Genomic DNA, 26,375 nt, shown 5'->3' with positions numbered 1-26,375 from the left:
CGGGCGATCAAGTCGCTTTATGCAAATCATTCGCAAGTGGCTTGACAGTTGCAAATCATTCCTAGATGCATGTGACGAGATATCCATGCATCCTTTCAGGAGACCGCAATGTATAGCCGCCGTCAAAGCCTCTCGCAGATCGCCGCCGTCGTGACAGGCGCCTTTGCCGCCCTCGCATTGCAGGCCGCGCCTGCCTTTGCGCAAGACAAGATCAAGGTCGTCACCAGTTTCACCATCATCGCAGATATGGCGCAAAATGTGGCTGGCGAGGCCGCTGACGTGGTATCGATCACCAAGCCGGGGGCGGAAATCCACGGCTATCAGCCGACGCCGCGTGATCTGGTGCGGGCGCAGGGGGCGGATCTGATTTTGTGGAACGGATTGAATCTGGAGCGCTGGTTCGAGCAGTTCTTCGGCAATCTGCGCGACGTTCCTGCGGTCGTTGTGAGTGACGGGATCGTGCCGATGGCGATTGCGGGGGGCGAGTATGATGGCAAGCCCAACCCGCACGGGTGGATGGCGTTGAGTTCGGCGGTGATCTATGTGGATAATATCCGCGATGCGTTGAGCGCGGCCGATCCTGCCAATGCGCAGACCTACGCCGCCAATGCCGCGCGGTATAAAGACGAGATCGCACAGGTGATCGCGCCGTTGGTTGAGGAGGCGAAAGCCTTGCCGGACAATCGCCGCTGGCTGGTGACGTCGGAGGGTGCGTTCTCCTATCTGGCGCGGGATTTCGGGCTGAGCGAAGTCTACCTCTGGCCAATCAACGCCGATGCGCAAGGCACGCCGCAGCAGGTGAAGGCGGTTATCGATGCGGTGCGGGAGAATGACATTCCCGCGGTATTCTCGGAATCGACGGTCTCGGATAAGCCTGCGAAACAAGTCGTTCGAGAGACTGGCGCGCGCTACGGCGGCGTGCTCTATGTGGATAGCTTGAGCGCGCAAGACGGGCCGGTTCCAACCTATCTCGATTTGCTGCGCGTCACATCGGAGACGATCGTAAAGGGTCTGCAAGAATGATGGATAAACCGCGCGAAGACGGCGTCACGGGTCAGCAAGATGAGGGCGCAGGGATCCGCGCGCGCGGCCTCACTGTCACCTATCGCAACGGCCATACCGCTTTGCGCGACGCGTCTTTTGAAATCCCGACCGGAACAATCGCGGGGCTTGTCGGCGTTAACGGGGCCGGAAAGTCGACCCTGTTCAAGGCCCTCATGGGGTTTGTTCCGGCATCGCGGGGCGAGATCGAAATTCTCGGGAAGCCAGTTAAAGAAGTCTTGAAGGCGCAATCTGTCGCCTACGTCCCGCAGGCGGAGGAGGTCGATTGGTCTTTCCCTGTGTTGGTCGAAGATGTCGTGATGATGGGGCGCTACGGGCATATGGGCTTTTTGCGGCGCGCGCGCGCGGCGGATCATGAGGCCGTGACCTCTGCTCTGGCGCGGGTGAGCATGTTGGAGTTTCGCAAGCGGCAGATTGGTGAGCTTTCGGGGGGGCAGAAGAAGCGCGTCTTCCTCGCGCGGGCCCTCGCGCAAAACGCGCAAGTGATCTTACTTGATGAGCCGTTCACGGGCGTGGATGTGAAAACGGAGGATCAAATTATCGACCTGTTGCGGGATCTGCGCGACGAGGGACGAGTGATGCTTGTGGCGACGCATAATCTGGGGTCGGTGCCCGAATTTTGTGACCGCGTCGTTTTAGTGAACGGGACGGTGCTGGCTTACGGGCCCACGAGCGAGGTGTTCACCGCCGAAAATCTGCGCGAAACGTTCGGCGGCGTGTTGCGGCATTTCATGTTGGAAGGTGCGCAGCTGCATGATGATGAGGATCCCCGCAAGCTCGAAGTCTACACCGATGACGAGCGCGCCTTGGTCATCTACGATGATCGCACCCATACAGCAGAGGCGCGAAAATGATCCTGCTGGAACCCTTTCAATACGGCTATATGACGAATGCGATATGGGTATCGGCGTTGGTCGGGGCCGTTTGCGCGTTCCTGTCCGCCTATTTGATGCTGAAGGGGTGGTCGTTGATCGGAGACGCTTTGTCTCACGCGATCGTACCTGGCGTGGCCGGTGCCTATATGTTGGGCCTGCCGTTTGCGTTCGGGGCCTTTTTGTCTGGCGGATTGGCGGCGATGGCGATGCTGTTTTTGCGGCAACGCACGGGGTTGAAAGAAGATGCGGTGATCGGATTGATCTTCACCTCCTTCTTTGGATTGGGGCTGTTTATGGTCTCGCTCAATCCGATGGCCGTTTCGATCCAGACGATCACGATGGGCAATATTCTGGCGATCTCGCCCGGTGATACGTTGCAGCTTGCGATTATTGGCGGGGTGTCCGGTGTCATCTTACTGGCCAAATGGCGCGATCTGTTGGCGGTCTTTTTTGACGAGGCACATGCGCGCACGATTGGTTTGAATGTGGGCGGGCTGCGGATCATGTTCTTCACCTTGCTATCGGCGTGCACCGTTGCGGCGATGCAAACTGTCGGCGCGTTTCTTGTCATCGCGCTTGTGGTGACGCCGGGGGCGACGGCCTATCTGCTCACCGACCGGTTTCCGCTCCTTATCGCGCTCTCCGTTGCCATCGGCGCCGGCACCTCTGCGCTCGGCGCTTATCTAAGCTATTTTCTGGATGGCGCGACCGGCGGGATCATCGTGTGTATGCAAACGGGATTGTTCTTGTTGGCCTTCATCTTCGCGCCCAATCACGGCACTTTGGCGGCGCGGCGCAGGACACGGGCGGCGATGGCGGAGCAGGGGGGGAAAGGCTGATGGAGACTCTTCTGCTGCCGCTGCAATTTCCGTTTATGCAGAACGCCTTTTTGATCGTCGCGCTGATTGCGCCAGCGGCGGCGATGCTGAGCTGCTTTCTTGTCCTCAAAGGCTGGTCTTTGATGGGTGACGCGACGAGCCACGCAGTGCTCCCGGGCGTGGTCTTGGCCTACCTGGCAGGTATCCCCTTGATTATAGGCGCATTTCTGGCGGGGCTTTTATGCGCGCTGTCCACGGGGTTTATCAAGGATCATTCGCGGGTGAAGCAGGATACGGTGATGGGGGTGATTTTCTCGGGCATGTTTGGCTTCGGGATTGTCATCTATACGCAGATCGAGAGCGCGCTTCATCTCGATCATATCTTGTTTGGAAATATGCTCGGCGTGCAACGCGCGGATTTGTGGACGACGGGCCTTATCGCGGGGTTGGTCACGATTATCCTTGGGCTGAAATGGCGCGATATTCTGGCGCATGCGTTTGATCCTGTGCAGGCAGAGATGATCGGCCTACCGGTTAAGGTCATCCATTACGGCCTGCTAGCAATTCTCTCGGCGGTGATTGTGGCGATGTTATCGTCTGTGGGCATCATCCTATCGATCGCGTATCTCATCGCGCCTGGGGCGATCGCGTTTCTTGTGACGCGACGTTTCGCGGCAATGATGACGGTGTCAGTGCTTGTCGCCCTCTCCGCTGGCGTGCTTGGGACCTATGCCAGTTTCTGGTTGGATAGTGATACGGCCCCGACAATTGTCCTCGTGCTCACGGCTATGTTTTTGATTGCGCTTGGATTTAAAACCATCAAGCAAAACGCACCGCGCTCTGCGTAACGGTGCCACCCAACTGATAGGTGAAAATTCGCGTAATTCGATCACGCCGCCTCACAATTGCGCATGATCCATTTGACACCCCCGCAATGAGACACTAGCCTTTACCTATTCTCAGGGCGGGGTGAAATTCCCCACCGGCGGTGATAGCCCGCGAGCGCCTGTCCTTTCGGTGAAAGGCAGGGTCAGCAGATTTCGGTGGAATTCCGGAGCCGACGGTTAAAGTCCGGATGGTAGAGAATGTGACGGACGGGAGTATTCCGTGCGTTGCTTGCGCTCTGGGGATCTTGTCATTTTGAAAGGATCACGAGCTATGACAAAATCCCTCAAATTCGCCTTCATTAAGGCACGTTGGCATGCCGATATCGTCGATCAGGCGTATCTCGGTTTTAAACAGCGGATCGCCGAATTGGATCCGACGGCAGTTGTGGAAGCCTTTGATGTTCCCGGCGCCTTCGAGATGCCTTTGGTGGCACAAAAACTCGCAAAAACTGGAAAATATGCTGGTATTGCGGCCTCGGCTTTGGTGGTTGATGGCGGTATCTATCGCCATGACTTCGTCGCGGCAGCCGTCGTCACAGGGTTGATGGATGTTCAGCTGAAGACGGAAGTTCCGGTCTTCTCCGTGTCGTTGACGCCGCACCATTTCCAGCCGAAATCGGAGCATGAAACCTTCTACTTCAATCACTTCCTTGGCAAAGGCCGCGAAGCCGCAGACGCTGCGATGCAAATCGTCGAGCTGAACGCCAGCATGGAAGATGAGGGTGTCATCACCCGCGCGGCCTAATCGCGCCAGCCCTGAACGGGCCGATTGATATGTTTTAAGCCCCGCCGGTTTGGCGGGGCTTTTTCTATGTGTTCATCGGCCTTAAATATATATCCACCTTGCAGATTTACGACGCTTGACGTTAGGGTATGGCCTAGATGTTCGTCCCGCATTTTCGGGCGGCGGGAGATGAAGATGGATGAATTCGACCGGAAGATTCTCAATTTAATGCAGCGCGATTGCACATTGCGCGCCGAATTCATTGCGGATCAGATCGGTCTCTCAGCCTCGGCGGTACAACGACGTATCCGCAATCTACGTCACGAACAGATTATTACGGCGGAAGTCGCGGTGGTGGATGCCGAGAGGCTTGGCCCAACAATGACGTTCATCGCGGGATTGGAAATCGCGCGAGAGTTGCCCGACGCCGTCGGAAGCTTGCGTGCTTGGGCGAAGGAATGTGAAAACATCCAACAATTATACTATGTTACCGGATCGGTTGACCTGATTGCGGTAATTAAGGCGCGCGATGTCGTCGCCTATGACGCGCTCGCAACGCGGTTGATGGCGGAGAACCCGCAAATCCGGCGGATCAATACAAATGTTGTGCTTGATCCGGTCAAGACGGGGCTCGTCGTCCCGACCGGAGCGTAGGCACTCAAGCCCAGTTCAGAACGACCTTGCCCGATTTTCCGGATTTCATCGCCGCGAACCCGTCTTGGAAATCGGCAACGTCGAAGCGATGCGTGATCACGCGCGAAACATCGAGGCCGTTTTGCAACATGGCGATCATCTTATACCACGTCTCAAACATCTCGCGCCCGTAGACACCTTTCAGGGTGATGGCCTTGAACACGATGCGGCTCCAATCGACGGGTGATTTGCCGGGAGGAATACCGAGAAGCGCGATTTTGCCGCCCATCACCAGCGCTTCGATCATTTGATCGAGGGCCGCCTGACTGCCTGACATTTCCAAGCCGACGTCGAAGCCTTGCTTCATCCCCAAGGAGTGGATCACATCGCGCAGATCTTCTTGGGCGACGTTCACGGTGCGGACTGTTGGCGCAACTTGCGCGGCGAGTTCCAGTCGATCGGCATTCAGGTCCGTGAGCACGACATTGCGCGCGCCAGCGTGCCGAGCGACGGCGGCTGCCATGATGCCGATCGGGCCTGCGCCGGTGATCAACACGTCTTCGCCCAAGAGATTGAAGCTTAGCGCCGTGTGGACGGCGTTGCCCAAAGGATCAAGGATCGCGCCGATGTCATCCGTGATATCTTCGGGCAAGGGGATCACGTTGAATGCCGGCAGGCGCAGATATTCCGCGAAGGCGCCTTGCACATTCACGCCAATGCCGCGCGTGCCGGGATCGAGATGGAACTTGCCCGCCCGCGATTGCCGGCTTGCCGAGCCGATCAGATGCCCCTCGCCGGAGCAACGCTGCCCAATCTCCAACCCCGTGACATTGCGCCCGATCTCGACGATCTCGCCCGCAAATTCGTGACCTGTGATCATCGGCGTCGGCACCGTATGAGCCGCCCAATCATCCCAATTCCAGATGTGAATATCCGTGCCGCAGATCCCCGTTTTTTTGACGCGGATCAGCACATCATCGGGGCCTATCTCGGGCGCAGGGGCTTGAACGGCCCACAGCCCTTCTTCGGGGCGGGATTTTTCCAAGGCGCGCATGGTGTTTCGAGGGCTGGTCATTTGATCACTCCCAATTCGCGTCCTGCGAGCGCGAAAGCGTTGAGCGCGGCGTCGAGATCATCGCGCGTGAGGGCGGCACTCATCTGCGTGCGGATGCGGGCTTGGCCTTTTGGAACAACGGGGAAGAAGAACCCCGCGACGAAAACACCCAATTCGTCAAGGCGGGCGGCCATGTCTTGCGCGAGCTTGGCATCATAAAGCATGACCGGAACAATCGCATGCTCGCCCGCCAGCAAATCGAAGCCAAGCGCCGTCAGACCTGCGCGCCAGTAGGTGGTATTCTCGACGAGCTGCGCGCGTAAATCGTCGCCTTCGCGAACCAGACGCAGCGCCTCAAGCCCCGCCGCCGTGATCGCAGGCGGGAGCGCGTTTGAGAACAGATAGGGGCGGGCGCGTTGCCGGAGAAGATCAATGACCGATTGCGGACCAGCGACGTAGCCCCCTAAAGCGCCCCCCAAGGCCTTTCCCAAAGTTCCCGTCAAAATATCGACATCGACCCCGAAATAGGCGGGGGTTCCGGCGCCGTGCGGCCCCATAAACCCTGTCGAATGGCAATCATCCACCATCACGACAGCGTCAAATTCCTGCGCGAGCGCGGTGATCTCGGGGAGATTGGCAAGATAGCCATCCATCGAGAACACGCCGTCGGTTGCGATCATGATATGACGCGCGCCATCCGCCCGTGCGGCCATAAGCTGCGCCCGCAGATCGTCCATATCGGAGTTGGCATAGCGGTAGCGTTTCGCCTTGCACAGCCGGATACCGTCAATGATCGACGCGTGATTCAGCGCATCCGAAATGATCGCATCCTCAGGCCCGAGGAGGGGTTCAAACAGGCCGCCGTTCGCGTCGAAGCAGGCCGCGAACAAGATGGAATCGTCTTTCCCGAGGAAGTCCGCGAGCGATTTTTCCAAAGATCGGTGCAACTCTTGTGTCCCGCAGATAAAGCGGACAGAGGCCATGCCAAATCCGTTATCTTGCATGGCTTGCGTGGCCGCGCGGATCAAATCGGGATGATCCGCCAATCCGAGATAGTTATTCGCACATAAATTGATCATCGGACGGTCTTGCGCCCCGACCGTTATCCGCCCCGATTGGGGCGAGGTGATCATTCGTTCGCGTTTGTAGAGCCCGTCTTGCTCGATCTCGTTGAGCGTTGCGGTGAGATGGGTCAGGAACGCGGTCGACATGATAGCCCTCACTTCGCGCGGGATGCGCCTCAGATTGGAGCGCGGAGTTTGCGCCGGTAAGGATGCGGCAGAACGCCGTGCATCCGGTTTAGCGGCACATTAATCCGTTATATTGTCATGCGTCAAGAGATGCTTTTACGATCAGTAACGCGCGCGAAGGGGCGAGCGCGCGGATCGTATGCGCGAGATCGGCGCGATACCGGATCGTGTCGCCGAGGGATGCGGTCACGGTTTGGTCCGCGGAGGTGACAAGCAAGCTGCCCTCGAGCACGGTCAGATGCTCGATCGTGCCCGTTTCATGCGGCGCACTATCCAATGTGGCGTCCTGGCCAAAGCGGATATCGTAGACTTCCGTCTCGCCCACAGCATCGACACTGCTCAAAATGCGGATCTCGCAATCGGCTTCGTGATTGCGGATCACGGGCGTATTATGCGCGGTCAGGACCTCAAGGATAGGTTGCGAAGATTGCGCGCTCTGATCCAAGAGGGTGGAAAAATCAATATTCAGGGCGCGCGTGAGGTTCCACAAAATCGCGACAGTCGGGCTGGATTCGCCGCGCTCAATCTGGCTCAGCATGGATCGCGAGACACCGGAGAGTTTCGAGAGGGCATCAAGGCTCAGCCCTTTTGACGCGCGCTCGTCTTTAAGGCGCGTGGCAAGTCTTTCCGCGAGTTCAGCCCGATCTTTCATGGTGTAACCTCTCTATCCGCCCGCAACCGCTATAAGTGAAACGAGACACGGCGGCCAGAACATGTGCCGATCGCAGAGATCACGACCCTGCCTGCGCGGCACGATACCAGCGGATGATCGCGAGACGCTCCTCGGCCTCCATGAAGCTGGCATTTGCAGGAGGCATCGCATTAGTCACACCCGCCTGAAGGTAGATCACCTTAGCAGCTCGCGCGATATCGGCGGGTGTTTCCAGCAACACACCGCGCGGCGCGCGGTGGATGCCGTCGAAGGCAGGTTCACGCGCGTGGCACATTGAACACCGCCCCATAGTGATATCGGCAACGGTTTCGAACCCCTCCGCCTGCGCGAAGAGTTGCTCTTGTGTGGACAGGGCGCGGGCCTCCGAGGCCTCCAAACTTTCATAGTTGAGGGGTGCGGTCGAGATCCACATCACAGCGATGAGCAAGAAAGCGGCGATGGCCAGAGCCCAATGCGGCGCGGGTTTTCCGGCGTGTTTGGTGTTGAAGAAATGTCGGATGCTCACCCCCATGAGGAACACCAGACCTGCAATCACCCAATTATAGGGGGAAGAAAACGCGAGCGGCGCGTGGTTTGACAGCATCAGAAACACGACCGGCAGCGTGAGGTAATTGTTATGCGTCGAGCGCAGTTTGGCGATTTTGCCGTATTTGGCATCGGGCGTGCGGCCCGCTTGTAGATCCGCGACCACGATCCGTTGGTTCGGCATGATGATGAAAAACACGTTGCCAGTCATGATCGTCGCGGTGAATGCGCCGAGGTGCAAGAGTGTCGCACGCCCCGAGAAGATCTGATCATACCCGTAGCCCATCGCGAGCAGCAGGATGAACAGCAAGATCATCAGGGCGGTGGGGTGGTTCCCGAGGCGGGATTTGCACAGCCTGTCATAGATCAGCCAGCCAAGCGTCAGCGAGCCCGCCGAAAGTGCAACGCCCTGCCACAGCGCGAGATCGGCCTTCGCCGGATCCAGTAGGAACAGATCCCCCCCCAGCCAATAAACCACCATCAACAGCGCGGCGCCGGACAGCCATGTGCTGTAGCTTTCCCATTTGAACCAAATCAGATGCTCGGGCATTGCGGCGGGGGCCACGTTGTATTTACGGATGTGGTAGAACCCGCCGCCATGAACTTGCCATTCCTCGCCCTGCGCACCGGCGGGAAGGTCAGGCGCTTTACGCAGTCCGAGATCGAGAGCGATGAAGTAAAACGACGAGCCGATCCACGCCATCGCCGTGATGACATGAAGCCAGCGGATCGCGAAACCAATCCAATCCCAAATCAGTGGAAAATCTTGCATCGGTCCTCCTGATGCGCGGAATGTTTAAGGGGGCGGATCAACTGCCGCGGTAGGTGGAATATCCGAACGGCGAGAGCAACAGCGGCACATGATAATGCTGGTTTTCCGACAACCCGAAGCGGATCGGTATGAGATCGAGGAAGGGGATCTCCGAGGGGGCGCCGTGCCGCGCGAGATACGCGCCCGCGTGGAAGACAAGCTCATAAGTGCCGCGCGCGAAAGCCTCAGCAGGTAGAATTGGTGTATCGGTGCGGCCGTCGGCATTCGTCCGGACGCGGCAGATATCCTCACGTGTTTCGCCCGTAATACGGACGAGGGTGATCTCAAGCCCGTCCGCAGGACAACCGCGAGCAGTATCAAGGACATGCGTGGTAAGGTAACCGGTCAATTTATGTCTCCGTTGCGCTTGAAAGCGTCTCTTGGCCGCCAGTCTATGCACCATTCCCGCGGTATGAAAAGCCCTTGCGCGGCAATCACGTAGGGTGACACGCGCAGTTTAGGGGCTCTGTGGGCGATTGGCCTCGCGCAGACGCAAAAGCGCCGAAAAACGCGGCTATTTGCGGAGAACTCCGCGCGCGCCGCCCGCAATCAGCAGCGCGACATCCGTCATTGCCACCATAGGTGAGACCGAGGGCGGCAGCGCGATGTAGCGGGGGCGCCAATCGGGCCGGAATTTCTGTTTGAAAGCGCGTAGCCCTGCGAAGTTGTAGAACGCGCCGCCGTGGCGGAACATCAGATGCCCGAAACGATCCCATATCGCGGCGGTTTTGCGTTCGCTCAACCCTGCCAACGGGGCGATGCCGAGGCTGAACTCTGCTGCGCCTTTGCTCTTATAGTGCTCGATCAGCGCGAGGAATAGAAACTCCATCACGCCAGAGGCTTGCGCGGGTTGGTACCGCATGAGGTCGATGGCGACACGTGAGCCGTCGCCGGGCGCAAGGATATTGGCGAAGGCGATGATCGGGCCTTTGTTCTGGCGCAGAACCGCAATCGGGAAGTGCGCAAGATAGGCGGGATCAAAGCGCCCGACCGAGAACCCCTTTTCCGCACCTGCCTTGCCTGTCAGCCACGCGTCTGAAACCGTTTGCAACTGGGCGATCAGATCGGGCGAATGGGGTGGCGATAGAATCTCCATCGCCATGCCTTCGCGCTCTGATTTGTTAAAGGCCGCGCGCATTGACTTGAATTTGGCCCCTGCCAGAGAAAACGCGCGCAAAGGAACGACCGCCTCCTCGCCTACTTTGTGCAAAATCAGGCCCATTTCGATCCATAGCGGGAGATGGGCCGCGCTGACTTCGTAAAAGATTGGCCTGCCGCCCGCGCGCAATGCTTCTTCTTGAAACCCCCATGCGAGATCGGGAACAGCTGACGGCGCGCCGACAGGATCGCCCAATGCGACCCAATTCGCCCGCTGGCGGCCATACATGATGAAGGCATCGTCTTTTCCTGCCAGCATCACTTGCTTGTCGCCTGACAGGGCCACGCAGGCTTGTGGATCGTTCTGGGCGCCGATGATCCGTGCGGCTTGCTCCAAGCTTTCGGCGGCAGGGGTGCTGGGTTTGCGCCGTGCGGGTAGCAAAGCGAGGTATATTGAGAAGGCTAAGAAAATCGCGGAGCCAAGCAGCCCCGCACGGAAAGCGCGGGGGGTGTTGGCGTCATGCGTGAACTCCGTCCAGAACGCTTGTGAATAGGGCGTTGCCTCGTGAACGAAGAAGAAAAAGCTGGCCGTTGCAAGGATGACAGCGGAGATCGTTGCAAACCACGAGGCGCTAAAGACACCTTCGGTTATTTTCGCGTGGCGATGGAACTCAGGCCGGAAGGGCAGTAGGGCGACAGCGGCGACACTCAGGAGAGCTGCGCTGCTGAGATCGAGATCGTTGAGCAGGGCCGCAATTGCGCCCCCGCCGAGGGCGGCGACCGTTAGCCAAAACGCGCCCTCGATCCGGCGGATCAGGCCGTGTGACAAAATCAAAAGAACGATCCCCATCACGGCTGAGACCATCGTCCCACCCTCCAGCAAAATCGCGCGGATCAAGTCGGCGTCGGTGTCATCGGGCGCTGCAGAAGGGATCATCGCGAGGAGAAGGAGATAGCCCCCAAAGCCAAGCGCCCAAAGCGCGGCGAGCCACGGCACGGCGCCGCCCAGAGCGCTAATCGCGGGTCGCATCGGCTCGGAGATATCGCCGAACACCCGCGCGACCCACCCTCCGGCGAGACGCGCCTCGTTGAGAGAAACGATCAAGAACGCGATGCCGAAGGGCAGCAGGAAATACACCATGCGGAACATCAAAAGTGCAGCGGCGAGCTCGGTTACGGGGATGTCTTTGGGCATCGCCGCGAGCACGACGCTTTCAAATACACCGACCCCGCCCGGGACATGCGAGAGAACCCCGACCATCGTTGCGGCGGCGTAGATTGCGAGGAACGACCCAAAATCAGGCGCGCCTGCGGGCAGCAAGATCCAAAGGGCGAGTGCGGCCATCGTGGAATTGACAAGGGCGACAAACAATTGCCCTGCGAGGATTTGCGGCGAGGGCATCGTGATTTTTCGGGCGCCGAGTGTCAGGCTGCGTTTGCTGATCGAAAGGGCGAGAAGCCCGCCCATCGTCGTAAAGGCGCCAACCAATGCGCCCCAACGGATCATCGTCTCGGGTAAGGGCAAAACCGCAGCAAGCGCCGCGGGGTGCACGCCAAGCGCGAGCAGGCCGACAAGGGTAAGGCCCGTTCCCATGGCGAGGGCGATGTAGGAGGACAGCGTCGCAACATCAAAGGCGTTGAGGCCGAAGGCGGAGTAAATCCGGTAGCGCACCGCGCCCCCCGAAATCACGCTGATCCCGATGGTGTTGCCGAATGCGTAACCGAGAAAGCCGCCCAAGACGACGGTGCGCGGGGGGAGCTTTTTGTCCAGATAGCGGAGCGCCCACCAATCGTAGCCAATCAATGCGAGGTAGGCGAGGGCGGTCGCGGCAATCGCAATTAGCATCACGGAGAGCGGCAAGGCCCGGATTTGCGCGATGACATCTTGCGCATCCACGGGCCGCAAAAGCCGGTACATTGCCCAAAGGCCAGCCCCGAATAGCGCGAGGCCAAGAACGATCGGGGCGAAGCCGCGCAATCGAGACAAACCGGCACGGCTCATATGGCCACCTTCATTCTAACCACGGAACACGCCCGCTGAGGCGTCCTATATCTGAGGGTGAACGCGCGTCACAGCGAAACGTTGCGGCCAAGCGCGTGGATGAAGCCCAAGCCGCAAGAAGCCGTGTCGAAACGCGAGTGCGCCCCCGATCCCCGAATGGAGGGGGGAGCGAGGGCGCATAGCGAGCGTGATGGATTAGACGCCGAGGCGGTCGCGCAGCTCATACCACCACGAGCCGATGACCGAGTAAGGCACGCGCAGCGTCCGGCCACCAGGGAACGGATACCATGGCAGGGCGGCGAATGTATCGAAGCGGGTCAGATCCCCGTTGATCGCCTCGGACAAAATGCGCCCGAATGTATGCGACCCCGTGACGCCGTGGCCGGAATAGCCATGCGCGAAATAGGTATTTGCGCCGATCCGGCCCATCTGCGGGACACGCGAGAAGGAGAGCGCGAAGTTGCCGCTCCAAGCGTGGTCGATTTTGACATTACCGAGCTGCGGATACACTTTGATCATGTTCTTCCAAAGCTTGGCCTTGATATCTTTCGGGTCCGCCCCGCCGTAAACAGTGCCGCCGCCAAACAGCAGGCGATTGTCGGCAGACAGGCGGAAGTAATCGAGGATATAGCGCACGTCTTCGACGCAGACATCATTCGGGATCAACTCGCGCGCGAGGCGCGGGCCGAGCGGCTCCGTCGCCATCATCTGCGTCGAGACAGGCATAACGCGTGAGGTCAGCGTGGGGACGACATTCCCGAGATAGGCATTGCCGCAAAGCACGAGAACCCGCGCGTTAATCTCGCCTTGCGCCGTTTTGACCACAGGGCGCGCGGCTTCGGTATCGACCGAAAGCACGGGCGACATCTCGAAGATTGTCCCGCCGAGGCTTTCAAACGCATCCGCCTCGCCAAGCGCAAGATTGAGCGGGTGCATATGGCCGCCGAGATGATCAATCATACCGCCGACATAGAGCGGCGAGTTGACTTGCCCGCGCATTTTTTCGGCGTCGAGCATATCCATATTCGTCATGCCGAAGCGCGCCCAAAGATCGCGTTTGGCTTCCAGATCTTTCATATGCTTCGGCGTGAGGGCCGCGAAGACATTGCCCTCTTTCAGATCGCATTGAATATTATAGGTTTTCACGCGCTCACGGATAATGTGACCGCCTTCCAGCACGAGCCCCGCGACGAAGGTTGCGGTATCGTGGCCGTAGCGACGCTCGATCGTGTCGAGGCCGGCGTTGAGGCCGTTGACGATTTGTCCGCCGTTCCGGCCAGAGGCGCCCCAACCGATCCGTGCGCCCTCAATCAAGGTGACGGTATAGCCTTTCTCAACCAGATGTAGCGCGGTTGATAGGCCCGAATACCCTGCGCCGACGACGCAGATATCTGTCTCGTGAATGCCCGAGAGTGACGGGCGCAACGGGGCGGGATTGGCGGAGGCGGCGTAGTAACTGGTCGTGTGCTCGCCATTGCCTGCGTAAGGGTGTGACATCAGACGGACTCCAGATAGCTGTGATATTCGAAATCGGTGACATGGCGCGTAAAGCGGCGCAGCTCTTGTTGTTTGCATTGCACAAACATCCGCTGAAGACGACGGGAGAAGATCTGGCTCACATGCGCGCCCTTTGCGAAAGCATCGATTGCCGAGGCCCAGTCGAGAGGCAACTGATCGAGCTGCAAGGAATAGGCATCCCCCTCGATTGGGGGGGGCGGCGTGAGTTTATTCTCGATTCCCACGAGCGCGCCGCCCAAGATCGATCCAAGCACGAGATATGGATTAGCATCGGCGCCCGCAACGCGGTGTTCGATCCGGCGGGCTTTATGGCTGCCGCCGGGAATCCGGATGGCGGCTGTGCGGTTCTCATAGCCCCACGCCACGGAGGACGGCGCATGCGCACCGGGAAGCAATCGGCGGAACGAGTTCTCATGCGGTGCGAAGACGAGCGCGTTTTCTTGCATCGTGGTGAGCAAACCCGCGACCGCATGGCGCAGCAAATCCGTGCCCATCTCGCCGCCATCGTCAAAGACATTGTTCCCGTCTTTATCGATGAGCGAGAAATGGACATGCATCCCCGATCCGGCGCGGTCGCCGTAGGGTTTGGCCATGAACGTCGCGGCAAACCCGTGTTTACGCGCGATGCCGCGCACAAGCATCTTGAACAAAAGCGCATCGTCGGCGGCTTCGAGCGGGTCAGCCACATGCAGCAAGTTGATTTCGAATTGACCCGCGCCGTTTTCCGAGATCGCGGCATCGGCGGGGATGCCTTGCGCGCGGCAACCGTCGTAAACCTCGTTCAGGAACGCGTCGAAGTGTTGCAACTCGTCAAGCGATAGCGCGCCATCGGAATCGAGGCGCTTCCCTGTGACGGGCGAACAGGGCGGTTGCGGTTGCGATTGCGACGGATCAACGACGTAGAATTCCATCTCGGTGGCCACGACGGGCGTCAGGCCAAGCGCCTTGAAGCGGTCGACGATATTGGCCAAGGCGCGGCGCGGATCACCGGGGAACGCTTCGCCATTCTCTTGACGCATCCAGAGCTGCGCGAAGGCGGCAGGGCGGGATGTCCAGCTGATGGGCGAGAGCGAACGGCCGGTAAAATCACAAAGACCGTCGGCATCGCCGGTATCGAAGACGAGTTCGTTGCCCTCAATATCCTCGCCCCAGATATCCATTCCCAAAAGCGACAACGGCATACGCAGCCCGCCCTCGACGATCTTCTCAAGCTGGTCGACGGGGACGCGCTTGCCGCGCATCACGCCGTTGAGGTCGCAGATGCAGGCGAAAATCTTATCAATTTCGGGCCGTTCCGCGATCCATTGTGTCGCTTGGTCTTGATCCATCTTACGGCCCTCTTTTTGTGATACCATTTACTGATATGTGATATATTTTTCGCTTGTGTCAACTCCGTTTGCACGGCAAGTTGAGCGCTACCCGATTATGAGCCAGCCTTGCGCCCTATGAATAGCCATCACCTTCCAGAAATTGAGCGTTCCGATGCGATGACAACGCAGGACTACGCCTATGCGCGGCTCCGGAATGCGATCATGTTGGGCGCGATCGCGCCGGGCACGGCACTGACGTTCCGCGGCTTGGCGCAGGATCTGGACCTCAGCCCGACACCGATCCGCGAGGCGGTGCGGCGGCTGAGTTCGGAGAATGCGATCGAGGTTCTCGGCAATCGCAGGCTGATGGTGCCGCAGATGTCGGCGGGTCGGTTTGAAGAACTTGTGCAGTTGCGCATCGTATTGGAAACCTTCGCGGCGGAGCGTGCATTCCCGTATATATCTGAAGTTCATATAGAAACGATGACGGCGTTGGATGACCGGATGGATGCGGCTATCGACGCGTCCGATCTCGATGCGCTGACATGGATGAATCAGGAATTTCACACGCTGCTCTATCGCCTCAACCCCGATCAGGCGGTCATGCCGTTGATTGAAAGCGTTTGGCTGCAACTCGGCCCGTTCCGGCGTCAGGTTCTGGAAGATCTGGAAACCATCACGACCGTTGACCGCCATAAGGAGATGCTGGCGGCCTTGCGCGCGCGTGATGTCTTGGCGCTGTGCACGGCGATTGAAAGCGACATTCGCGACGGATCGATCCGGTCGGGGCGGAAAATGCTGCGTGAGTCGCGCCTCGGCCCTCAATGATCCGCTTTTGCAGACCCGGCCCGCTTGTCAAAATGTGATAGAGTTTTGCCGGATGCGCCGTCTGCGCAAGGGGTTGAACGTGGGCGCTTCGCGGCCTAACGCTTTGGAATGTTGATTTTAGAGAATATCATTTCCGACCGTGGTTCGAAATACGCGGTCAGTGGTGCGCCTTGCGCGCATGAGGCCGATGCGAAGGCCCTCGTCAAATCCCTCAAACGGGATAAGAAATTCGCCAAGGCGACACATAATACTTGGGCGATGATTTCGCCCGACGGGCCGATCAAAAATGATGATGGCGAAGCCGGTGCGGGGATGGTGATTGTTCGGATGCTGGAGCGCGCGGAGCTTCATGGGCACCTGATCGTTGTCACACGATGGTTCGGCGGCAAGCATTTGGGTGGCGACAGGTTTCGTCACGTGCAGGATGCTGTGCGAATTTATTTAGACGCGCTGGACGCCTCGCCCAAGTGAAAAGGCCGCCCGATTTGGGCGGCCAATCTCGATTTTGGGGAGCTTACTTCGCGTCCCATGCAGTCCTGTCGATGTTCAGATCTTTGAAGTCATCTGGGTTGAACACCGGCATATCGTTGCCCGCCTTCAGCTGCTTGCGGAAGTCATCGACGACGCGCATCGCGACAGGGAACAGCATGAGCACGGCAATGAGATTGACCACCGCAAGGAGGCCCATCATTGGGTCCGCGAAGAAGAAGACCGAGGTCGCATCTGGCGCGACCGCGCCAAGGAACACCACACCAATCACCGCCGCGCGAAGGACATAGATCGCCTTCGGGGATTTTGTGATGGCCGCGAGTGCATTCTCGCCCAAGTAATAGTTGTAGATCACCGAGGAGAACGCAAACAGTAAGATCGCGAGCGTCAGAACGTATTTGGTCCAATCGCCCAGATGGCTCGCGAGGGCTTGCTGGGTGAGGACCACGCCATCTACGCCTTCCGCGCCGGGCACATACACATCCGACAGCAAAATGATGAAAGCGGTGCAAGAGCAAATGATCATCGTGTCGATGAACACCGAGAGCGACTGCGTGATGCCTTGGCTCACCGGATGACGGACATAGGCCGTCGCCGCGACATTCGGCGCAGAGCCAAGTCCCGCCTCATTTGAAAACAACCCGCGACGCAAGCCCTGCGCGATCGCCGCGCCCATGCCCCCTGCGATGGCCTCGTTAAAGCCGAAAGCGGAGGAGACGATGTCGGAGATCAATGCCGGAATTTCCGTAATGTGAAGGATAATGACAAGGCCGGCGGCACCGAGGTACAAGAAGGCCATCACCGGCACGACGACATCCGCCGCTTTCGCGATCCGGCGGATCCCGCCGAAAATGACAAGCGCGGTGATGATGGTGACGACGACACCCGTCACCATCCGGTCAACGCCCAAGGATTCCTGGACAGCGCCGGCCATCGTGTTGCCTTGGAATGCGTTAAAGCCAAGGCCGAACGCAGCAAGCAAGCAAATGCCATACACAATCGCGAGCCAGTTGTAGCGCGCGCCCAAGCCGCGACGGATGTAATCGGCAGGACCGCCGCGGAACGTGCCATCTGCGGCAGGGCGCTTATACACCTGCGCAAGCGTACATTCGATGAGCGAGGTCGCCATGCCCACCAGAGCGATGAGCCACATCCAAAACACAGCGCCCGGACCACCCAGAGAAATGGCAACCGCCACACCCGCGATGTTACCGCCGCCGACACGCCCGCCGACCGACACAAGCAGCGCCTCACGCGCCGAAATTGTGTTGGGGTCGTTGCTTTCATCCGTGCCCGTCAGAACGCGAAACATCCGCCGGAAGAAGGTGAATTGAACGAAACCGGACATAACCGTCATAAAAACGCCGAAAATAACGAGGATCGGGATCAACGCCCATCCCCATGTCAGGCTTTCCATCAGCCCGAAGAATGATTTGATAAATTCCATTCGTCCCTCCTAGAATCGCGGCGGATGCCGCATGACGGCCCGCCGCGCCAGATGCGCGCGAGCTCTTATCAAGTGTCGAGCTTGGTGCACGACTGTGTACCAATTGATCCTTTATGGCCGTTGCAAAAGTCCAATGCGGAAAATGCATGAGCGATGCAGAATTTGCATCCCCTTAACCGAACACGGACCACCCTGTAAACTTGATAAGGCGCTCGGCGGCATATGTTCCGACCTGTGAATTGCCGTATGCATTTAACCCGGGCGACCAGATCGCGATGGAGGCGCGGCCCGGTGCGATGACGAGAATACCGCCGCCAACGCCGCTTTTTCCCGGCAAGCCGACACGAAAAGCGAAATCCCCCGATCCGTCGTAGTGACCGCATGTCATCATCAACGCGTTGAGGCGTCGTGCTTTGGCGCGGGTCATCACGTATGGCGCCTGCGGTAGCTGCGCGATGGCGCGGCCCGCCATGGCGAGCTGATCGGTGGTCATCTCGATCGCGCATTGATGGAAATAAGTGCCCAATGTCAGGGCAGGATCGTTGCGCATATTGCCGTAGGATTGCAGGTAATTCGCGAGCGCGATATTGCGAAAGCCTGTGCGTTCTTCGGATTGTGCCACGTCGCGGTCGATATGGATATCGTCATCCTCGCAGGCCGCGCAGATGAAGCCGATAATCTCGCTCAGCGCGTCTTTGGGCGCACGATGTTCAAGTAGCGCATCGGTTGTCACCAAGGCGCCTGCGTTGATGAACGGGTTGCGCGGGCGGCCATGCTCTTGTTCCAGCAGGAGGATCGAATCGAACCGCGTGCCTGAAGGCTCTCGCCCGACGCGCGTCCAGATTTGTTCCCCGACGCGCCCCAAGACGCAGGCCAATGTGAAGACCTTGGACACACTTTGGATCGAGAAGCGCTTGTGATGGGCGCCCGCCGCGACTTTGGTGCCATCTGCCAGCACGATTGAAATGGCGAATTGTGCGGGATCGACCTGCGCCAGTTCGGGGATGTAATCGGCCACCTTGCCCCAGTCGGCCTGCGCGTGGATCTCTTGCGTGAGGGTATCGACGAAGGCTTGCAACTTTTGCGGATCGACGGGCTTGGGATCAACGAACATGGGCGGCCTCAAGCTGCAAGGCCGACCAGACGGCATCAAGATCGGGGCTTATGCTGCGAGCGGGGCGAAAGACGCAGATATCGAGATCCAGCCCCCAATGGGCCTCGTCAATCGGGCCGATGCTTTGCGCACTCATCGCATCGACCGCGCTTTGGGGCAACCAGCCGACCCCGTATCCGGCGGCGATCACCTCCTTGATGACGTCCGACATGTCGCATTGCACCTTTACCTTATAGCTGGGGCGGATTTCGGCGCGCTCCAACACATGCTCGAACAACCCGCCGAAATAGGCGCGGTGTGAATATGCAACGAGGGGAAAGGGCGCGCGCGGGCTGCCGGGAAAGCCGAACGCGGCGCGTTTTTCGGGGTTAAGCGTCGCATAGGGCATGAATCTGTCATGCCGCAGCTTAAGCCGCTCATGGCCCGCGAGGCTGGTGTTCATCGGCAAGGCCGGTGAATCATGCGCAAACAAGATATCCGCATCCCCTGCGAGATAGCGCGCGATGACGTCGTTCGTTGTGCCAACCGTGACCGAAAAAGAGGATTTCACCTGTCCTTCGAGCACCTCCAATATGCGCCGGAATTCCGACCGTGCGAGGACATTCGGCATCGCGATGCGCACCTGCGACATGACCTCAAACTGGTTGCCGCGAATGGAGGAGCGCGCCTCAAGGAGCTTGGCGACCGAAGCGGCGGCGCTCTCGATAAACTGTTCGCCCGCATCCGTGAGCCGGACGGGCACCGCGCCTTTCACGATCAGCGCAGTGCCGAGCCAATGCTCCAATGACTGGATCCGGCGACTGAAGGCCGCTTGTGATACGTTTCGAAACTCCGCCGCACGGGTAAAGTTTCGCAACTCAACCAATGCGAGGAAATCCTCCAGCCATTTGATATCCATAGTACCGCGCTTTCAAAGTCCGATCGCGCGATAATATTCTGCTATGCGCGCGATGGAAACGGCATAAGCTGCGGTGCGAAGGCTGGCCTCGGGGAGCGTGGCGTGACGAGCGAGAATATCGTCAAGCGCGCGCACCATGATTTCTTCCAGACCGGAACGAACGAGATCAAGCTCACTCGTCTCGCGCGTGATTTCCAATCGCATCGCATCGGTCAGCGGGCGGCCGGAGACCTGTTCCAACGCGGCGGCGAAAACACCCCCCGTGTGCGCTTTTTGTCGTTTATCCATAAGGCCGAATGGCAGATGGGTGATGTTTTTGACCCATTCGAAATAGCTCACCACCACACCACCCGCATTGATAAACAGATCAGGTAGAACGGTGATGCCGCGCTGTGTGAGGATCTGCTCCGCGCCCGCCGACACAGGCCCGTTCGCGGCCTCGACGATCAGCGCGTAATTCACCAAATCGCAATTTGCTTCGGTGATCGCATTCTCCTTTGCCGCCGGAATCAGAATGTCAGCCGCCATGTATGTGAGGCCTTCGTCCGCGGTGCGCGTCTCGGCTTGCGCGAAGTTCATGATCGAGCCTGTCGCACGGCGGTGTGCTGCCACGGCCTCAACATCGAGGCCCGCGGGCGCGAAAATCGCGCAGTCATGCTCAACGATGCCGATGATTTTCGCGCCGTCTTCGCGCAGAAATTTCGCGGCGTGGTAGCCGACATTGCCAAAGCCCTGCACGACGACCGTCATATCTTTCAAACTCTTGCGACCTGCGATCATCGGTGTCGCCGGATGGGCGAGATAGGCGCGCAACGCATATTGCAGACCGCGCCCCGTCGCCTCGACGCGGCCCTCAATTCCCCCGCGCGACACCGGTTTTCCGGTCACACAGGCAAGCGAGTTGAGCGCATCGGCATGGCCCATCTTGCGGTATTCATCCGCCATCCATGCCATTTCGCGCTCGCCCGTCCCCATATCGGGCGCGGGGACGTTGCGGCCGGGATGGATGAGGGCGCGGCGTGCGAGCTCTTGGGTAAAGCGACGGGTGATCCGCTCGAGCTCGTCTTCCGTCCACTCTGATGGATCAATTTTTAAAGCGCCTTTGGAGCCGCCAAAGGGCACGTTGACCAAGGCGCATTTCAAACTCATCAATGCGGCGAGGGCTTCAACCTCCTGCAGGTTCGCATCGGGGGCGTAGCGGATGCCGCCTTTTGCCGGCTCGATATGTTCGGAATGAACCGATCGCCAGCCCTCAAAGCTAAAGATCCGGCCGCGCAATTTCACACCAAATCGCACGGTGTAGGTCGAGTTGCACTGCGTGATGCGCTCGGCCAACCCCTCTGGCAGGGCGAGATACTGCGCGGCGTCCCCGATGAAGGTTTCGACACTTTGGGAAAATTGATGGTGGGCCATGCGGCGTTCCTATGCTGTCGCGGTTGGTTCGATCTTCCTTGATGGTGATGCGCGGGGGGGAAAGTCCAATGCGTTTCTCGCATGGGCGATGCGGGCTTTGATGTTACCGCAAACAATCGGGCGGGCGCATAAGGGGGGCAGGAAAGATGCCTGTTTCATGGTGCAAAGGATCAGGCTATCGTCGCGAAGTTAGCGCGTAGCCCTTGATATTCCGGCGGTATTTCCTTGATCAAACTCTTACACACAGCCGATCTTCACCTCGATTCTCCGTTGCGATCATTGGCCCTGCGGGATGATGTTCTGCGCGAACAGGTCCAGACCGCGAGCCGGATCGCCCTCGCGCGGATGGTGCAATTCGCACTTGATGAGGAAGTTGCCGCGTTTTTGATCTCGGGCGATCTGTTTGACGGGCAAGAGCGCAGCGCCAAGACGGCAGCTTATCTCGCCACGCAAATGGAGCGGTTGTCGGCGGCGGGGATTGCCGTGTTCTATATCAAAGGCAATCACGATGCCGAAAATCCCGTGACGGGGGACATTTCTCTGCCCGCGAATGTTCATATTTTTGATGGGCGGGGTGGTAAGGTGCAGCTTGGCGAGCATGATATCTGGATTCACGGCGTTAGTTTCCGTGGCAAGCATGCCCCCGAAAGCCTGTTGCCGAAATTCGACGCGCCCGTTCGCGGCGCAGTGAATATCGCGATGCTGCATAGCTCTCTCATGGGGGCGGCAGGGCACGATCCCTATGCGCCGTGCTCCGTTGCCGATCTGAAGGCGATGGGCTTTGACTATTGGGCGTTGGGGCATGTTCACAAGCGGCAAGTCCATAGCGATGCGCCCTTTGTCGTGATGCCGGGCATGCCGCAAGGGCGCGATATTGGCGAAGCGGGCCCTAAATCCGCAACATTGTTGAGGATTGACGCAGGGCAGATCAACATCAGCGAGGTGCCGACATCGGCGGTAGAGTTCCGGCTGAGTGCGTTAGACGTAACGGAGCTTGCCGACACGGACGCGCTGCGGCGGGCGCTTCAAAGCCATGTCGATGCGGAAGCGCGCGCGACCGTGTCTGACGCGGGGATTTTGCGCCTCACGCTGCGCGGCCTTCATGATCAGGCTTGGCAGATCCGGCGCGACGCCGATATGTGGGCCGAAACCGCGCAAAGTTGCGCCGCGCAAACGGGCCGACTGTGGATCGAGAAATTCAGCATAGAAATTGAGCCACCGCGGGCGTCGGTTGGCCGCACGGATGCGGTGGCGGAATTGGCGCAGCTGATGGACGAGCTGCGCACCGATGAGGGCTTCGTCGCGGTTGCGCGCGCCGAGGTCGAGCAAATGATGAACCTGCTGCCGCCCGATCGCAAGCGCGAAATCATTCCCGACGAGCACGCGTTTAATGCCCTGACGCAAGACCTCCTAAGGCAGGCGGCTCTTAAAATGATCGCGGCGATGAAGGGGGTGTCTATATGATGCGCCTTCGCCGCCTTGATCTGGATTTTTTCGGTCATTTCACAGAAAAATCATATGATTTCGGGCCTTCATCGCCTGAAATGTCTGATTTTCATATCATCTACGGCCAAAATGAAGCCGGCAAAACCACGACGATGGAGGCTTTCTTACGCCTTCTTTACGGTTTTCCCAATCGCGAGCCCTACGCTTTCAAACACACGCGCTCGAATTTGCGTGTCACGGGTTTGTTGGAGATTGACGGCCGCGCGGAACAGTTCACGCGGATCTCCACCCGTGCCAATAGTTTGCTGAACGCGCAGGGCGATGCCGTGCCCGAGGCCGCTCTGCAATCGGTTTTGGGTGGGCTTGGCGTTGAGGATTACCGCAAGCTTTTATGCCTTGACGATGAAACGATCGAAAGAGGCGGCGAAGAGATCGCGCAGAGCAAGGGCGATATCGGGCGGTTGCTTTTTTCGGCCGCCGCGGGGGTCAGTGACCTCAGCGCGGTGCTAGAGACGTTTGACGCGCGCGCGGGCGAGTTTTACAAAAAAGGCGGAAGCAAATCACAGTTTGCGCATTTGAAACGTCAGCTCGAGGCGATCGGCACCGCCATCAAGGAGGGCGATGTATCCGCCAGCGATTATCGCAAACTCAAACAGGATTTCGAGACCGCCGCGCAACAAGAGGCTGGGCTGCGCGAAACGCGTCGCGCGACCTTGCAGCATCAGTCGCGCCTCAATGCGATTGCGTCGGCGTTGCCGAAGCTGCGCCGGCTCGACGAACTTGCACCCGACATCGAGCGTTTGCGAGACTATCCCCCCCAATTGGAGATCGACCCCGAAGACCTCGTGAGGCTTGCGACCGATCGCGCGCAATGGGCGGCGCGGGCGCGCGGACATGAGGAGAAAATCGCCGCCTATGAGCAAACGATGGCTCAATTGCCGCGCCAACCGGCCTTGGTTGAGGCGCTCAACCGTCTTGAGAGGCTGAATGCCGCCAGGATGCGTTTTGAGACGGCGCAGATTGATCTGCCAAAACGTATCGATGCGCGGAATGCGGCGCGCGACGAGATGCGCCAGCGCCTCAAAGACATTGGCTTGCCGCATGACGCGCCCGAAACCTTCGTCCTCGCGGAGCCTGATTTGGCGGCTTTAGAGGCAGCCATATCCTCGTTGCAAAGGTCCGAGCTGGCCGCGATCACCGCGCAGGGAGAAGCGTTGGAGGCTTCGGAAAAACACAAACGGGTTCTTAATGAGGCGCAGAGCAAAACCTCGGATGATGTCGGGTCGGATCTTAAATCGGTGATGGTCCGTTTGGACGCGGCACGGGTTTATGAGGCATATTCGGGCGCTATGAGCGCGCTTAAACTCGCGCGGCGGGCAGCGGCAGAGGCGCTTTTGGCAACGGAGTTCAAAGGCCAACGCTTTGAACAGATACCAGAAGTCGGCGTGTCTGTTGCCACGGCGACAAAGATCGCGGCGGCGTTGGAAGGGGCGCGTAAACAGGTTGAGATTTGTGCCGCGCGCCACGACGAGGCAGGCGATTTCGTTGCCGCTATCGAGCGAAAGATTGCGGTGTTGCGAGGGGCCGGCGATCTCGTGAGTGACGCGCAGGCGCAAGACCTCCGCGCGGAACGTGAGGCGGGCTGGCAGTCGCATCTCAACGCGTTGGACCGTCAATCGGCAGATCATTTCGAGGCGTTGTTGCGGGCGGATGACGCCGCTGGGGCCGCGCGTTTGCGCAACGCAAAAGACCTTGGCGAGCTGCGCCAGATGCAACTCAGCGCCGCCGAAGCAAGTGTAACGTATGAGAGCGCCTTGCGAGCATCAAAGGCCGCGGCCCTCGCACTTGCGGATCAAGAGGCGGCGTTTGCACAGCTTGTGGCGCAAGCGGGGCTTGAGACCAATCCCGACGCAGAGGAATTTGCGGAGTGGCTGCGCCATGTTGAAATCGCGCGTAAAGCGGGTGGGGCGCTGCGGCTGGCGCAAGACGAGGCCGCCCCTGCTTTGGCCGCAGGGGCGGTGTTGCAGGCAGAGCTGGCTGACGCATTGAGGGCGGATGCCCAACAGGCCTTACCGCAAGACCTTGCCGCGCTGATGGAATTGGCGCGTGCAAAAGCGGAGGCGCAATCGCAAGCGGCGCATGAGGCGGCCTCGCTTCAACATCTCGTTGGACTGGCCGAGCAAGAACGAACCATGCGCCACGCACGCGCGCTTGCGGCGGATGAGACGCTTGCGCAGGCACAAGATGTCTGGCGTCGCTGCGTCACGGAATGTTTCGGGGGGGCGGTGCCATCCGACCGCGTGCGCGGTGCGCTGCCGCATTTGCACAAGCTGCGCGAGTTGGACGGCGCGCGCGCAGCGGCCGAGCGGCAAATCAGGGGTATGGAGGCTGACCTCAGTCTGTTCTCCGAGCAACTTCACGATATTTGCGACTATATTCGACAAGCGGGCGAAGCCGTTGATTGCGAGACGACCCCAGCGGCGCAGCTCGCGTGGATTGAAACACAGGGGCGTATTGCGCGGGCAGCGGAGACGCGTTCGGCCGATGTCACCGTAGAGTTGGGAGCCGCGCGCTCCGCGCTGGAGGAGGCTACAGGCGCGCTGAAGGATCTTGATTTGAAGGTCCAGCAGATCGCAGCTTTGTTTCCCGCGCAGATCGCCACGCAGGATATCGAGGCCTTGCGCGCCGCTGTGCGTGAGGCGAAACGCGCGATCAGCCTACGAGCGGAGGCTGATTTGCTCGTTCGGGAGATTGTGACGGGGCTTGGTTGTGAGGATATGACGGCCGCACGTCTTCTTTTGGCCGACAACTCAATTGAGGGGGTGGATGCCGCGCTAGCGGAGGCGGCGCATGATCTTGCGCCCATCGATGCCGCGTTGACCCTCGCGATTGAGACACGCACCCGCAGCGAGACGGCGCTCAACACCGTGACGGGGGGAGATGATATCGCGGCTTTGGTCGCGCGCCGCCGCAGTGTTGAGGCCGAAGTAGAAGCCGGATCAATGAGTTATCTGGAAGATAAGCTCGGTCACCTTCTCGCAGAGCGCGCGATCCGCCGATACCGTGATACGCATCGCAGCGGGATGATGACGGGAGCGGAGGGCGCTTTCGCGAAAATCACATCGGGGGCGTATAACCGCCTGACCACGCAGCCTGACGGCGCGGCCGAGAGCCTGATTGCGATTACGGCTGATGGGTCATCCAAGCTGGCCGAGGCGATGTCGAAGGGCACTCGTTTTCAACTGTATCTGGCGCTGCGTGCGGCGGCCTATGCGCAGATGGCAGAAAATGGAACGGTGCTACCGTTCTTTTGCGACGATATCTTCGAGACATTTGATGATCGCCGTACCCGCGCCGCCTGTAGCGTAATGCAAGATTTGGGGCGCTACGGGCAGGCCATCTACCTCACGCATCACAGACACGTGGTTGAGATCGCTCAGGAGATGTGCGGCGAAAACGTTACCGTCCATATGGTTTAACGCAGTGCGCGCCCTGCGTTG

The 26,375-nt window shown here is 59.3% G+C and carries 22 protein-coding genes and 1 riboswitch; of the genes, 10 read left to right on the top strand and 12 right to left on the bottom strand.

The window, feature by feature from the left end; all coding sequences use genetic code 11:
- Nucleotides 1-108: 108 nt before the first annotated feature.
- The 6 genes from SJY32_RS00995 to SJY32_RS00970 all read left to right on the top strand — a co-directional run bounded on the left by SJY32_RS00995 (nucleotide 109) and on the right by SJY32_RS00970 (nucleotide 5,020).
- Nucleotides 109-1,023, top strand: a complete 915-nt coding sequence (locus SJY32_RS00995) for a metal ABC transporter substrate-binding protein (RefSeq protein WP_376870558.1) — start codon at nucleotides 109-111, stop codon at nucleotides 1,021-1,023.
- On the top strand, nucleotides 1,020-1,916 hold the full coding sequence (locus SJY32_RS00990; protein WP_376870557.1) for a manganese/iron ABC transporter ATP-binding protein: 897 nt from the start codon (nucleotides 1,020-1,022) through the stop codon (nucleotides 1,914-1,916). Before SJY32_RS00995 ends, SJY32_RS00990 begins: the two co-directional genes overlap by 4 nt.
- Entirely contained in the window at nucleotides 1,913-2,776 is an 864-nt protein-coding gene (locus SJY32_RS00985; RefSeq protein ID WP_376870555.1) for a metal ABC transporter permease, read from the top strand. The genes SJY32_RS00990 and SJY32_RS00985 overlap by 4 nt, the downstream gene beginning before the upstream one ends.
- Nucleotides 2,776-3,603 (top strand): metal ABC transporter permease, encoded by an 828-nt coding sequence (locus SJY32_RS00980; protein ID WP_376870552.1) that lies wholly within the window; start codon nucleotides 2,776-2,778, stop codon nucleotides 3,601-3,603. The genes SJY32_RS00985 and SJY32_RS00980 overlap by 1 nt, the downstream gene beginning before the upstream one ends.
- 103 nt (nucleotides 3,604-3,706) lie before the next feature.
- A riboswitch (FMN riboswitch) is annotated at nucleotides 3,707-3,846 on the top strand.
- A 67-nt stretch (nucleotides 3,847-3,913) separates the two neighbouring features.
- Complete coding sequence (locus SJY32_RS00975; protein ID WP_376870550.1) at nucleotides 3,914-4,387, top strand: 6,7-dimethyl-8-ribityllumazine synthase; 474 nt, start codon at nucleotides 3,914-3,916, stop codon at nucleotides 4,385-4,387.
- A 174-nt stretch (nucleotides 4,388-4,561) separates the two neighbouring features.
- The gene (locus tag SJY32_RS00970) at nucleotides 4,562-5,020 is read left to right on the top strand and encodes an Lrp/AsnC family transcriptional regulator (protein ID WP_376870548.1); all 459 of its coding nucleotides are present in this window, start codon (nucleotides 4,562-4,564) and stop codon (nucleotides 5,018-5,020) included.
- A gap of 4 nt (nucleotides 5,021-5,024) precedes the next feature.
- Here the strand turns inward: SJY32_RS00970 and tdh are convergent, their stop codons facing one another.
- From tdh to SJY32_RS00930, 8 genes are all read right to left on the bottom strand, one after another.
- On the bottom strand, nucleotides 5,025-6,053 hold the full coding sequence (gene tdh, locus SJY32_RS00965; RefSeq protein WP_376871026.1) for an L-threonine 3-dehydrogenase: 1,029 nt from the start codon (nucleotides 6,051-6,053) through the stop codon (nucleotides 5,025-5,027).
- Between the two features lie 17 nt (nucleotides 6,054-6,070).
- Complete coding sequence (locus tag SJY32_RS00960; protein ID WP_376870545.1) at nucleotides 6,071-7,264, bottom strand: glycine C-acetyltransferase; 1,194 nt, start codon at nucleotides 7,262-7,264, stop codon at nucleotides 6,071-6,073.
- Between the two features lie 115 nt (nucleotides 7,265-7,379).
- Nucleotides 7,380-7,955: a helix-turn-helix domain-containing protein gene (locus tag SJY32_RS00955; protein ID WP_376870543.1), complete on the bottom strand. Its 576-nt coding sequence runs from the start codon at nucleotides 7,953-7,955 to the stop codon at nucleotides 7,380-7,382.
- A gap of 79 nt (nucleotides 7,956-8,034) precedes the next feature.
- Entirely contained in the window at nucleotides 8,035-9,273 is a 1,239-nt protein-coding gene (locus SJY32_RS00950; RefSeq protein ID WP_376870541.1) for a urate hydroxylase PuuD, read from the bottom strand.
- A 37-nt stretch (nucleotides 9,274-9,310) separates the two neighbouring features.
- A complete protein-coding gene (gene uraH, locus SJY32_RS00945; protein WP_376870539.1) occupies nucleotides 9,311-9,661 on the bottom strand; it encodes a hydroxyisourate hydrolase in 351 nt (116 codons plus the stop codon).
- 165 nt (nucleotides 9,662-9,826) lie between these two features.
- Nucleotides 9,827-12,412 carry a bifunctional lysylphosphatidylglycerol flippase/synthetase MprF gene (gene mprF, locus SJY32_RS00940; protein ID WP_376870537.1) on the bottom strand — a complete coding sequence of 862 codons (2,586 nt, stop codon included), beginning with the start codon at nucleotides 12,410-12,412 and terminating at the stop codon, nucleotides 9,827-9,829.
- Between the two features lie 195 nt (nucleotides 12,413-12,607).
- Nucleotides 12,608-13,909: an NAD(P)/FAD-dependent oxidoreductase gene (locus SJY32_RS00935; RefSeq protein WP_376870535.1), complete on the bottom strand. Its 1,302-nt coding sequence runs from the start codon at nucleotides 13,907-13,909 to the stop codon at nucleotides 12,608-12,610.
- On the bottom strand, nucleotides 13,909-15,258 hold the full coding sequence (locus tag SJY32_RS00930; protein WP_376870533.1) for a glutamine synthetase family protein: 1,350 nt from the start codon (nucleotides 15,256-15,258) through the stop codon (nucleotides 13,909-13,911). The genes SJY32_RS00935 and SJY32_RS00930 overlap by 1 nt, the downstream gene beginning before the upstream one ends.
- A gap of 117 nt (nucleotides 15,259-15,375) precedes the next feature.
- Between SJY32_RS00930 and SJY32_RS00925 the strand changes: the two genes are divergently transcribed.
- Nucleotides 15,376-16,068 carry a GntR family transcriptional regulator gene (locus SJY32_RS00925; RefSeq protein WP_376871023.1) on the top strand — a complete coding sequence of 231 codons (693 nt, stop codon included), beginning with the start codon at nucleotides 15,376-15,378 and terminating at the stop codon, nucleotides 16,066-16,068.
- Between the two features lie 108 nt (nucleotides 16,069-16,176).
- Nucleotides 16,177-16,539, top strand: a complete 363-nt coding sequence (locus SJY32_RS00920) for a YigZ family protein (RefSeq protein WP_376870531.1) — start codon at nucleotides 16,177-16,179, stop codon at nucleotides 16,537-16,539.
- A gap of 43 nt (nucleotides 16,540-16,582) precedes the next feature.
- Here the strand turns inward: SJY32_RS00920 and SJY32_RS00915 are convergent, their stop codons facing one another.
- The 4 genes from SJY32_RS00915 to SJY32_RS00900 all read right to left on the bottom strand — a co-directional run bounded on the left by SJY32_RS00915 (nucleotide 16,583) and on the right by SJY32_RS00900 (nucleotide 21,429).
- A complete protein-coding gene (locus SJY32_RS00915; RefSeq protein ID WP_376870529.1) occupies nucleotides 16,583-18,004 on the bottom strand; it encodes an alanine/glycine:cation symporter family protein in 1,422 nt (473 codons plus the stop codon).
- A 172-nt stretch (nucleotides 18,005-18,176) separates the two neighbouring features.
- The gene (locus tag SJY32_RS00910; RefSeq protein ID WP_376870526.1) at nucleotides 18,177-19,118 is read right to left on the bottom strand and encodes a glutaminase; all 942 of its coding nucleotides are present in this window, start codon (nucleotides 19,116-19,118) and stop codon (nucleotides 18,177-18,179) included.
- Nucleotides 19,108-20,016: a LysR family transcriptional regulator gene (locus SJY32_RS00905; RefSeq protein WP_376870523.1), complete on the bottom strand. Its 909-nt coding sequence runs from the start codon at nucleotides 20,014-20,016 to the stop codon at nucleotides 19,108-19,110. The genes SJY32_RS00910 and SJY32_RS00905 overlap by 11 nt, the downstream gene beginning before the upstream one ends.
- A gap of 12 nt (nucleotides 20,017-20,028) precedes the next feature.
- Nucleotides 20,029-21,429 (bottom strand): Glu/Leu/Phe/Val dehydrogenase, encoded by a 1,401-nt coding sequence (locus SJY32_RS00900; protein WP_376870520.1) that lies wholly within the window; start codon nucleotides 21,427-21,429, stop codon nucleotides 20,029-20,031.
- Nucleotides 21,430-21,654: 225 nt separating this feature from the next.
- Here SJY32_RS00900 and SJY32_RS00895 point away from each other — a divergent pair, with 225 nt between their 5' ends.
- On the top strand, nucleotides 21,655-22,893 hold the full coding sequence (locus tag SJY32_RS00895; RefSeq protein WP_376870517.1) for an exonuclease SbcCD subunit D: 1,239 nt from the start codon (nucleotides 21,655-21,657) through the stop codon (nucleotides 22,891-22,893).
- Nucleotides 22,890-26,354 carry an AAA family ATPase gene (locus SJY32_RS00890; RefSeq protein WP_376870515.1) on the top strand — a complete coding sequence of 1,155 codons (3,465 nt, stop codon included), beginning with the start codon at nucleotides 22,890-22,892 and terminating at the stop codon, nucleotides 26,352-26,354. The genes SJY32_RS00895 and SJY32_RS00890 overlap by 4 nt, the downstream gene beginning before the upstream one ends.
- The last annotated feature ends 21 nt before the right edge of the window (nucleotides 26,355-26,375 follow it).

Origin of the sequence: Albirhodobacter sp. R86504, assembly GCF_042466415.1 — a bacterium.
Taxonomy (GTDB): Bacteria; Pseudomonadota; Alphaproteobacteria; order Rhodobacterales; family Rhodobacteraceae; genus Albirhodobacter.
The sequence above is the reverse complement of the archived record's forward strand: the minus strand, read 5'-3'. Positions and strand labels throughout refer to the sequence as shown.